Below are 11,458 nucleotides of genomic sequence, written 5' to 3'. Positions count from 1 at the left end.
CATCCTGGCAGTTCCAGCAACAGGCGCCTACTGCTATGCACTCAGTTCCAATTACAACTACCTCACTAAACCGCCAGTAGTGGCAACAGCCCAGGATAGCGTTCCTCGTCTGATGGTTCGGGGGGAGACTGAAGAAGAAATGCTGAGCCGGGATTTAGGGCTCGTCTAATCTGGCAGGTCTTCGATGCTGAGCATCGGAAGATTCCCCTAACATTTCTAAGCAGGAGTATAAAAACATGTCACAGCCTGAAAAAATCAAGGTCGCTTTGCTCGGTGCGGGCAACGTAGGTTCACAGGTCGCTCGTATTTTGCTGGAAGACAGCGATCTTATTCGCCAGCGCATTGGGGTTCCTGCTGAACTCATCGGTATTGCCGTACGTGATACTGAAGCGCCCCGGCAGGTACCTCTGGCTGCAGCTTTGCTGACAGATGATGCTGAGGTCTTGATTGATCAGGCAGATGTGGTGATTGAGCTAACCGGCGGAATTGAGCCTGCTCGTACTCGCATCTTGAGGGCGCTTCATGCTGGCAAACCTGTAGTTTCTGGAAATAAGGCTCTGCTGGCAAAGCATGGTCAGGAACTCCAAGCAGCGGCGAATCAGAACGGTGTACAGCTCTCCTTTGAGGCAGCAGTCGCCGGGGCCATCCCCATCTTGCGCCCCCTCCGCGATTCTCTAGCAGGCGATAAAATTACGCGTGTTTTGGGCATTATGAACGGCACCACCAATTTTATCCTCGACCAAATGGATACAACCGGCGCCCAATTTGATGATGTCCTCAAAGAAGCTCAGCGGCTTGGATATGCCGAAGCAGATCCGACCGCCGATATTGAGGGGTATGATGCGGCGTCCAAAGCTGCCATAGTTGCTTCTTTGGCATTCCATTCGGAATTTACGATTGATGACGTTCACTGCGAAGGTATTACCTCCATTACTGCCCACGACGTGCAGGCGGCTAAAGAAGACGGATTCGTCATCAAGCTTCTCGTCATCTGCGAGTTAGATGGCGACGGCGTCAATATCCGGGTCAATCCCACTTTGGTTCCTCAGGAACATCCCTTGGCATCGGTTCATGATGCCTATAACGCTGTTTTTGTGGAAGCAGAGAATGCCGGCGAACTGATGTTCTACGGTCCAGGAGCAGGCGGTGCTCCGACAGCCTCTGCCGTGATGGGCGATTTCGTTTCATTGGCTCGCCGCATGGTTTTGGGCGGTGCGGGTGTCCCTGAATCCAACCATGCTGCTTTGCAGTCGACGCCGATGGCGGCAGTGGTCTCTCGCTATTCAGTCGGACTTATCGTCGAAGATAAGCTAGGTGTGCTTGCCAATATCGCTCGGATTTTTGCTGAACACGGTGTTTCTATTCAAACGATGCGCCAGACCAAGTTTGAAAAAGATGGTCAGTCCTCTGCAGCTTTGCGCATCGTGACGCATCAGGCAGCTGATTCAAATTTGAGAAAGACGATGGCTGTGGTGGATTCTTTGGACGCCGTGCGCTCGATTGCTTCGGTCATTCGAGTTGAGGGTAAATAACCCCCTTAGCTGTTCAAAATTATCCCTTCATGACGACGAAAGATTGTTCCTTGCTGACTGCCGATTCCATCCCGGTGGGTACCACCGTTCGCGTTAAAGTACCCGCATCGAGCGCTAACTTGGGTCCCGGTTATGACTCAATGGGGCTGAGCTTAGCTTTCTACGATGAAATTGAGGTCACACGCATCGCGCGGGGGCTAGAATTTGAACTTTCAGGGCAGGGGAGTGAAGAAATACCCCGCGATGCCAATCATCTGGTGATTCGTGCGATAAACAGCTGCTTTCAATACGCCGGGCTGCAAGACTTTCCGGGTATCCGGTTGAAAGCGCACAACCAGATACCTCATTCGCGAGGGATGGGCTCTTCGGCTTCTGCCATTGTGGCAGGAGTCGTCGCAGCCAACGAACTTCTCCCGAAGACGGCGCGGTTGAGCTTTGCTGAGATACTGCAGATTTGCTCGGATATGGAAGGTCACCCAGATAACGTAGCGCCGTCTTTGCTCGGTCACCTCACGGTTTCCTGGGGGACCACCTCTGCATGGGAAACCCTGCCCATTGCTGTAAACCCCCGCATTCTGCCTGTCATAGCAATTCCTGACTATGAGGTGCCCACCAAGCAGGCGAGGGCATTACTGCCAGAGAACGTGCCGCACGCTGATGCTGCCCGAAATTCCGCTCGTTCGGCATTGCTTACTCAAGCGCTTTCCCAAGCCCCAGAACATTTGCTGGCTGCTACTGAAGACTACCTACACCAGTCTTACCGAGCTAACGCAATGGCGCCTTCAGCCGTCTTGGTGAGAACCCTGAGAGAACGCGGATACCCTGCAGTAATTTCAGGGGCAGGGCCGACCGTCATCATTTTTGCCCGAGGTGAGGAAGAACGCACAGAAATAATAAGCGCTATCGATGCCGCTCAAAATGACCCACAGGTAGGCTCATTTGCCGGCGAAAAGCTTTCCTGGCGCGTACTACCCGTGAACATCGATACAGAAGGTGTTATAGTTTTACGTGTTGACTCAGCAAATTAATTTTTGCAGAGCGTAACTCACAGAGTTCAAATTACCGCTTCCAGGTAGTGTGAATCGTGATGATTTAATTTTTTTATTTGAGGTTCTCTTAAGTACCTCTCATGAAATCACGTAATGCGTTCTAGAGCGGGCATAGCCGTGCAGACTCTTCGCATTACTTCAAGTAGCTATTCGTATGTTTGAGGCATTAGCCTCAGATACCCATGCGGATGCCTGCACCGTGTGCCAGCTGATCTGATGCTGAGCACGGCACGTATCTGATGTGCCAAACCGAAAGATTTTTCGAACTTTTCGAGGGGAAGGGACCTTCGTGGCAGAATCCACCGACCGCACTGCGGCTCCGGAAGAAACCAAATCACCATCATTGAGCAGCCTCAAACTTGCTCAGCTACAGTCTTTAGCATCCCAGCTTGGCATTACTGGCGCTCGCCGTATGCGTAAATCCGACCTGGTAGACGCTATTACTAACCATCAGCGCGGAGCTTCCGCAGAACGCGTAGAACAGCAGAATGCTCAAGAAGCTTCATCTTCTGATTCTGAAAATGCGCAGAGTGCTGAGAAGCCGAAGCGTAAACGTGCACCCCGCAAAAAAGCGGAGAGCCCTGAGCAGGTAGAGACCGCCTCAGAGCAGAACACTGACAGTGCTCAGACGGAAAACGCTTCGCAAACTGAAGAAGAGCCTAAGAAGGCTCCCGCGCGTCGTAATCGCCGTGCAACTTCAACCGGTGTTCAGAATACTGAGCAGAAAGCTGATGAAAACGAATCGGTAGATGCCTCCTCTGAGCAGGGCGAAGGTTCGGAAGACAACTCTGAACGCACTAACCGTCGTTCACGAACCCGCTCTGATCGTCGTCGTCGCAATTCTTCTTCTGAGAAGCAGAACGACGAAAACAACTCAGCAGATTCTTCAGCACAGTCTGAATCGACTCCTGTTGAGCAGAACAACCAGCAGCCGGGCTCCGAGAAGAACGATGAGTCCGATTCTGAGCGGTCAAACTCCCGCAAGCGCACTCGCACCAAGCGTAACGGTGAGAAAAACGATCGCGGCGACCGCAATGAACGCAACGATCGTTCTGAGCGAAACGATCGCTCCGATCGCAACAACCGTTCAAATGACCGCGAAAACTTTGGCAACGGTCCTGACGACGACAGCCGCAACAACCGCAAACGTAACCGCCGCGACCGCCAAAACGAGCGTCGTAACCGCAACCGCCGTAATACTAATGAGTACGATGAGCCTGAGGTCACCGAAGACGACGTCCTCGTACCTGTAGCCGGCATCCTCGATGTTCTGGATAACTATGCGTTCGTCCGTACGTCCGGTTACCTACCCGGTGCATCCGATGTGTACGTTTCCCTCAACCAGGTGAAGCGTTACGGTTTGCGCAAGGGCGACGCCGTAGTGGGCGCAATCCGCGCACCGCGTGAAAACGATAACAAGAACAACCAGCGCCAGAAATTCAATGCGCTAGTTCAGCTGACTTCTATCAATGGTCTTGAGCCTGAAGAGTCAAAGAACCGCCGTGATTTCTCCAAGCTGACTCCTCTGTATCCCCAGGAACGCTTGCGACTGGAAACCGAGCCGAAGAAGCTGGGCACCCGCGTGGTCGACCTCATCGCTCCCATCGGTAAGGGTCAGCGCGGTCTGATTGTCTCGCCTCCTAAAGCTGGTAAGACTTTGATGCTGCAGTCGATCGCAAATGCGATTACCACCAACAATCCTGAGGTTCACCTCATGATGGTTTTGGTCGACGAGCGTCCTGAAGAAGTGACCGATATGCAGCGTACCGTCAAGGGCGAAGTTATTGCTTCGACCTTCGATCGCCCTGCAGACGATCACACGACTGTTGCTGAACTTGCTATCGAGCGTGCTAAGCGCCTCGTAGAGCAGGGGCTGGACGTCGTCGTACTGTTGGATTCGATGACTCGTTTGGGCCGTGCCTACAACCTGAGTGCTCCTGCTTCAGGTCGTATCCTCTCCGGCGGTGTCGATTCTGCTGCGCTGTACCCACCGAAGAAATTCTTTGGTGCTGCCCGCAACATTGAGGAAGGTGGCTCGCTGACCATTCTGGCGACTGCTCTGGTAGAAACCGGATCCAAGATGGACGAGGTTATCTTCGAAGAATTCAAGGGAACCGGCAACATGGAGTTGCGTCTGTCCCGTCAGCTAGCGGACAAGCGTATTTTCCCCGCCGTTGATGTCAATTCATCCGGCACCCGCCGCGAAGAAAACCTGCTGTCCTCTGAGGAAATCAAGATTATGTGGCGTTTGCGCCGCGTACTTGCAGGGCTGGATCAGGAGCAGGCTTTGGGCGTTCTGACCTCCAAACTGCGTGAGACTCAGTCCAATGTAGAGTTCTTGCTGACCGTTCAGAAGTCCGGTTTGGGAACCTCCTCTAACGACTAACACTTAAAAAGTGCACTGTCTGCTCTATTTCGATGCCGGGCAGTGCACTTTCGCACCCGCGCGGTTCAGCCGCGTTTTTGATGTGATGACATTCGGGAACTAAATCCCGTTGATCTAAAAGAAGGCATATTTTGTACGAAATTCAGTCTTTGCTTGATGAGCATGCTGATTTGCAGAAACAGCTGGCTGACCCCGCTGTGCACGCAGACCAGGGTAAGGCTCGTAAACTAGGGCGTCGCTATTCGGAGCTGAACGGTATTGTTGAAGCCTACAAGCGCGTAGGTGCGCTCACCGATGACTTGGAAGCAGCTCGTGAGATGGCTTCAGAAGACCCCGAGTTTGCTGCAGAAGTTCCCGAGCTGGAAAAGCAGTTGACCGAGGCTAACGAGCGTTTACGTCACCTGCTTATTCCCCGCGATCCTGATGACGGTCGTAACGTCATTCTTGAGGTCAAGGGTGGGGAAGGCGGCGACGAAGCAAGCCTTTTCGCAGCTGATCTATTGCGTATGTATACTCGCTACGCAGAGTCTAAGGGCTGGAAGACAGAAATGATTTCTTCCAATATGACTGACGTGGGCGGCTATAAAGACGTTCAGGTTGCTATCAAGACCTCTTCTACCGATCCTGCAGATGGCGTGTGGGCGCATTTCAAGTATGAAGGTGGCGTTCACCGCGTACAGCGTGTGCCGGCTACAGAATCTCAAGGGCGTATCCACACTTCCGCCGCTGGTGTTTTGGTCTTTCCCGAGGTCGATGAGCCTGAGGAAATTGAGATTTCCCAGAATGACTTGAAGATTGACGTGTACCGCTCATCTGGTCCCGGTGGTCAGTCCGTGAATACCACTGACTCCGCTGTGCGTATTACTCACTTGCCGACCGGCATTGTGGTTGCTATGCAGAACGAAAAGTCTCAGATTCAGAACCGTGAAGCCGCTATGCGCGTGTTGCGGGCTCGTCTGTTGGCGTGGCAGCAGGAACAGATTGACGCGGAAAACGCTGAAAAGCGCCATTCTCAGGTGAAAACGATGGATCGCTCCGAGCGTATCCGTACTTATAACTTCCCGGAAAACCGAATTGCCGACCACCGTACCGGTTACAAGGCTTACAACCTGGATGCGGTTCTCAACGGTGACCTTGAGGCAGTTATCCAGTCTGCTATTGATGTGGATGAGAAACACCGTCTTGAGCAGCTGGGACAGGAAGAAAACTAAGTCTTGGCAGAATCATTTGAGCAGTTGCCCGGCGAAGAACTTAAAGAAGTTCTTCGCCGGGCTTCGGCGTATCTTGCAGAAGCCGGGGTAGAGAATCCTAGGGTCGACGCCGAGCTTTTGGCCGCATACTGCATGAGTAAGGCGAGCGGGGAAAGTATTTCACGGGGTCGGGTACAGAGTCTGGAGCTCATTGGAGCACCTGCACCCGAAGGGTTTACCGACCTTATTGCTGAGAGGGCTCAAAGAATTCCTCTTCAGCATTTGACCGGTGTCGCGTATTTCAGGCAACTAGAGCTGGCTGTGGGGCCGGGAGTTTTTATCCCTCGCCCTGAGACAGAAGAGCTAGTGAGCCGGGTTCTGGCAGAAGTGGATTCCCAGAAGACATCACCGCTGAAAATTGTAGATTTGTGTACCGGCTCGGGGGCGATCGCCGCCAGCATCGACGTCGAGCGCCCGGGGCATTCCGTTTTTGCGGTGGAACTGAGTGAGCTTGCGATAGCGTGGACCACCCGCAATATTGTGGGCACCGCGGTGAAACTCATCCATGAAGATGCAACTCGTGCTCTAGCAGGACACGAATCCACCTTCGATATTGTTGCTTCGAACCCGCCCTACATTCCGAACGGTGCTGTTCCCCAAGATACCGAGGTACGCGAGCACGATCCACAGATGGCTCTGTACGGAGGTAGCGAAGATGGGCTCAAGATTCCTCGCGCTATTTGCCAGCGAGCAGCTGAGCTCCTCAAACCCGGAGGTTTTCTTATCATGGAGCATGCAGAGACCCAACGTGAAGACATGCGAACCATTTTGGCTGAGTCTGGGTTTGAAAGAATTGAATCTATCGATGATTTAACGGGCAGACCCCGCCATACCGCAGGGTATCTTGGTTAAGTCTTCCGACTCTTTTCGATATCACAGAACCACTTATCTATTGTGTCCGCTCTGAACGTGAGAGAATGACAGCGTGAAAGCAACCGTATATTCAACAGAAACTACCGAAGTTCGCAATGAAGCTATCGAGGCTGCTCGAGTAGCTTTGCGCGAGAATAAAGCCATTGTGCTACCCACTGATACCGTGTACGGTATCGCGGCTGATGCGTTCTCGCATGCCGGCGTCAGTACGCTGCTGGCAGCGAAGGGGCGGTCACGCACTATGCCGCCTCCGGTTTTGATTTTTGATGAAGCTGTTCTGCCCGGTCTTGCCGATGAAGTTTCTGACGATGCCATTGCGCTTGCTCGTAAATTCTGGCCGGGTGCTTTGACTCTCATTCTTTATTCGCAGCCGTCTTTGAGCTGGGATTTGGGGGAGACCCAGGGAACAGTAGCGTTGCGTGTGCCTAACGATCCTTTGACAATCCAGCTTCTGAGGGAGATTGGGCCGTTAGCGGTTTCTTCTGCCAATAAGACCGGGCAACATGCTGCAACTACCGCTGAGGCAGCCTCTGAACAATTGGGCGAAGACGTCGAAGTTATTATTGATGGCGGACGCCGCCCCATTGGAGCCCATGAAGATGCCCTTCCTGCAGAAGCGCTTCCTTCCACTATCGTTGACTGCACTGCAGACCGACTCGTAGTGGTTCGTGAAGGTGCTATTAGCATGGAAGAGCTACGGCAGGTTGTGCCTTCTATCATTACTAAAGAAGAGCTAGAAGCCGAGAATCGACAGTCCACTGCTGAGCGCGCGGAAGAGCGCCGGGTAGCTAGTTCATTGGTTGAAGAAGCAGAGAGTCCTACAGCTTCTGCCCCAGTGGGATTGGGCGATGGGCCGCGTGCTTCTGCCCCTGCAGCCGGATCTTTCAATGCCCATCTTGTTGAAGGTGGGCAGGGTACTGCACGCGTAGATCAAATGCGCACCAAGGAAAGTATTCGCCAGGAAATCGCACGAAGGGAAGCAGCCGTTAAACCACTTTCTCAAAGTGATGCCCGCAAACTTCTCTTTGATGATGCTGATTCCCATAAATCTAACGAGTAGCCTAAGGCCTCACAAATATATCGGGTGCATCTGAACTGATGCACCCGATATATTGATGTTCTATTTGTCTTTTTTGAATTTTCGATCATATTTTTTGCCTAACCCTAAATGGGCTGATCGTAGGACTTCTTGTACACGGTGTTGGGGGAGCAGACCATTCTCTCGTGCCCAGGAATCGTCGACGTCCTGACCAAACCACATGACCTCTGCCCTGCGTACTGAGCCCTGCAATCTATCATTCAAAAGTCCGGATAGAGCATACCCGGCTTTCACTGCCACGGTGCAGAGTGGGGCAGGGATGTGGAGGGGGCGACGCCGTCCGGCGTCAACAATGACAGATTCACAGGTGGTTCCTTCCCACGGCTGAACCACAATCCTCGGCAACTCGCCGGAAAACTGGCCGAGCATCGAAACGAATTCTGCCAGAGCGTAGGAGGACGAAACAGGGGATTTATAACTGCCGGATCCGGCTACTGAAGCCAAAGGAGATGAAGAAAATTTAGCAAAAGATTCGGTGGTACGCCGTCCTGCCCCTTGCACGCTGGTTGCACGAACGATGCACGTCTCTAACGCGTGGTGAGCCGAAACTGAAGCGGGAGAAAACGAGGGGGCAGCGGGGAACGAGGAATTGGCAGAGCCTGGAGCTACGCCGGCGGCGGCTTTTTCTTCTACGTAATCTGCGATGCGTAAGAGAACATCTTCACCCAGTGCCTTGGAATAAGAATATGCAGAAAATGGCTCGGTGCGTGGAGAATCATCGAGAACGGGGCGGGGCCCCTGAACAGCGGCAGAGGAAAGATGAATGAGTCTTTTCACTCCGGTACGCTGAGCAGCAATAGCAATGACGGCGGGAAGCAATGCGTTTGCACCCAGCAAGGGAGCTATGTCCTGCTGGTTCGGAGCTGCCAAGCCGGAAGCATTTATGACTACTTCGGCACCTGCAAAAGAATCCGCAAGAGAATCGATAATGCCTTCGAGCTTGCGAGCATCGCGAATAATTTGATTTGCATCACGTTGGCTGGTTGCCAGGCGTGGGGCCTCGATGGGATCTGCTTCGATACCATCAATTTTAAGACGGGTCAGAATCGAAGACCCAACAAATCCGCTTGCACCGATTACTTTCCATGCAGATACCGACATATCGATCCTTTCAAAGGGAAGAAGAGTTTATATAAACTTTCATGACTAACTTTCGCACATATCTGCAGAGAATTTGTACTAAACACAGCAGACTTTTAGCGAGTGAACAGGCAATCAGAGTGAACACAGAGCACCGATTCAGTAAACTAAATGAGTTGAACTATCGTAAGTTCTTTGAACTCAAATATTTTTTCTGATGTATGTGCTGCGATAGTTTGAGTTTCTCCCGCATCTGCCCCGGATGCAGGCTACCGAAAGGAATCGGTCTCCTCGTTATGACTTCACCTAAGATACAGAGCGAAATGGCTCATGAAGCGAGCCCTCGGGTTGTTGCGGTAGTGGTGACGTATAACCGGCAGGAATTGTTACCGGTGACCTTGAAAGGTATTGCATCTGGAGATCAACTACCTGCCGCAGTAGTAATTATCAATAATGCTTCAACCGACGGTACCGCAGAATATCTAGAGAGCTTGGAATATTCGTTACCTGTCGACATCGTCAATCTTTCCAAAAATCTTGGGGGAGCTGGCGGGTTCACGGTTGGTATTGATCGTGCTCTGGTGCGGCATAAAGCTGATTTGGTCTGGGTCATGGACGACGACACAGAACCCACCGAGAGTACTCTGAGTGAAGCTGTCAAAGCCTGGTCTAACTACCGAGGGGCACATGGGGAGCATCCTGCATTTGTAGCATCAAAGGTGGAGTGGACAGATGGCCGTGATCATCCGATGAATACGATGCGTACTAAATTCGGTGCTTCAGCTGCTGAATTTTCCCGGGCAAGAGTCGTGGGCGCACGCCCAATTCGATCGGCGTCTTTCGTGTCAGTAATGATGGATGCGGCAGTCATGCGCCGCGAAGGCTTACCTATCGCAGATTTCTTCATTTGGAATGATGACTTCGAATATACGACACGGTTAGCGCATGGCAGAGATGCTATCGCGACTTCTCAATCTGTGGTTATTCACCACACCAAGAGCGCGGGCAATACTGATTTCAATCCGGGACCGCGATTCTATAATGACGTACGCAATAAGTTGTGGCTTTTTTGTCGACGACGTACCCTCACTCCGCTGGAAAAATTTCTGTATGGGGGTTCTACCCTTCGTCTGTGGATTACTACGGTGTTGCGTACCGATGATAAGAAGACCTATCTGACTTACCTTGCTCGGGGTATCAAAGATGCGCTGGTTCCTTTCCGGTCTAACGATGAAGTGTTGCAGGGGATCTATGAATTGGAGTTTCCACGCTTCGCTCAGCAATGGAGGGAACAAAACATCCAGCAAGAGGAAAATCCTCCGTTTTCCGTGCTGATGAGCACTTATGCCCAGGACAATCCCCTGTATTTGGACCAAGCGATTGCCTCAAATCTTCGAGATCAGACAGTGCGGCCACATCAGTTTGTTGTGGTGGCCGATGGTCCGTTAACTCCTGAGCTCAACGCCATTCTTGAAAAATGGGAATCTCTTGCTGTCTCGGAGAAACTCACAGATTTCACTATCGTCCGCCAACCTGAAAACAGTGGTTTAGCCTCAGCGCTCAATCTTGGACTGCAGGCTTGTAAGTTTGAACTTGTGGCTCGAGCAGATTCCGACGATATATCCCTCCCCGAGCGTTTTGAGGAACAGCTTGAGGCGATGACAGGAACCAACCTTGCCGTCCTGGGAAGTGCTCTGTACGAAGTAGATGCCTCAGGACAAAAAGAGCTGGCTGTGCGGAAAGCAACCTGTACGTCTTTGGAAATAGCCCGTGTGCTTCCTCAACGAAATCCAATCTTTCATCCGACTGTGATGTTCAGGAAGTCAGCAGTGCTATCGGTAGGTAGTTATGAAGAAGTACCTGGTGCAGAAGATTACTGGCTATGGGCAAGGCTCAACCAAGCAGGGTATGGTTTGAAGAACCTACCCCAACCATTGGTGAAGTACCGCACTGAAGTGGGTGCATATACAAAGCGCGGGGGAGTGCAGGCACTCAAACAGGATATTCAGGTGCAAAAACGGCTCTATCGTGGGCATGTTGTTTCCGCACCGCGCGTCGCACAAAATCTCTTGGTACGTTCGGCATATCGGTTTATCCCACTGAGCTTGAGGCAGAAATTGTTCCGTCGATTCTTCACCGAATCCTCAGTGGCTTCCAACCCTGAGCAACCTCAAAGTAAGGAGAAATAG

Annotated in this window: 8 protein-coding genes and 1 pseudogene; 8 read left to right on the top strand and 1 reads right to left on the bottom strand. The window is 52.1% G+C overall.

The genetic code is table 11. The annotated features are described in order from the left end of the window. From A7E48_RS10980 to A7E48_RS05230, 7 genes and pseudogenes are all read left to right on the top strand, one after another. Window positions 1-169, top strand: a pseudogene (locus A7E48_RS10980) (diaminopimelate decarboxylase); the annotation flags it as partial. 67 nt (window positions 170-236) lie between these two features. Continuing rightward, entirely contained in the window at window positions 237-1,532 is a 1,296-nt protein-coding gene (locus tag A7E48_RS05255; protein ID WP_068170375.1) for a homoserine dehydrogenase, read from the top strand. Between the two features lie 29 nt (window positions 1,533-1,561). Continuing rightward, complete coding sequence (gene thrB / locus A7E48_RS05250; RefSeq protein ID WP_068170374.1) at window positions 1,562-2,560, top strand: homoserine kinase; 999 nt, start codon at window positions 1,562-1,564, stop codon at window positions 2,558-2,560. A gap of 310 nt (window positions 2,561-2,870) precedes the next feature. Further along, window positions 2,871-4,967: a transcription termination factor Rho gene (gene rho, locus A7E48_RS05245; RefSeq protein WP_068170372.1), complete on the top strand. Its 2,097-nt coding sequence runs from the start codon at window positions 2,871-2,873 to the stop codon at window positions 4,965-4,967. A 131-nt stretch (window positions 4,968-5,098) separates the two neighbouring features. Beyond that, on the top strand, window positions 5,099-6,178 hold the full coding sequence (gene prfA / locus A7E48_RS05240) for a peptide chain release factor 1 (protein ID WP_369796756.1): 1,080 nt from the start codon (window positions 5,099-5,101) through the stop codon (window positions 6,176-6,178). Window positions 6,179-6,181: 3 nt separating this feature from the next. Next, window positions 6,182-7,069 carry a peptide chain release factor N(5)-glutamine methyltransferase gene (prmC, locus tag A7E48_RS05235; RefSeq protein ID WP_068170370.1) on the top strand — a complete coding sequence of 296 codons (888 nt, stop codon included), beginning with the start codon at window positions 6,182-6,184 and terminating at the stop codon, window positions 7,067-7,069. A gap of 73 nt (window positions 7,070-7,142) precedes the next feature. Further along, window positions 7,143-8,150, top strand: coding sequence for an L-threonylcarbamoyladenylate synthase (locus A7E48_RS05230; protein WP_068170369.1), 1,008 nt, complete (start codon window positions 7,143-7,145; stop codon window positions 8,148-8,150). 60 nt (window positions 8,151-8,210) lie between these two features. Here A7E48_RS05230 and A7E48_RS05225 read toward each other — a convergent pair whose 3' ends face one another. Beyond that, window positions 8,211-9,290, bottom strand: a complete 1,080-nt coding sequence (locus tag A7E48_RS05225; RefSeq protein ID WP_068170367.1) for an NAD(P)-dependent oxidoreductase — start codon at window positions 9,288-9,290, stop codon at window positions 8,211-8,213. Window positions 9,291-9,565: 275 nt separating this feature from the next. Between A7E48_RS05225 and A7E48_RS10975 the strand changes: the two genes are divergently transcribed. Further along, window positions 9,566-11,458 (top strand): glycosyltransferase, encoded by a 1,893-nt coding sequence (locus A7E48_RS10975; protein ID WP_068170366.1) that lies wholly within the window; start codon window positions 9,566-9,568, stop codon window positions 11,456-11,458.

This window comes from Rothia sp. ND6WE1A, assembly GCF_001683935.1.
GTDB classification, from domain to species: domain Bacteria; phylum Actinomycetota; class Actinomycetes; order Actinomycetales; family Micrococcaceae; genus Rothia; species Rothia amarae.
This window is presented reverse-complemented; position numbering and strand designations above follow the sequence as displayed.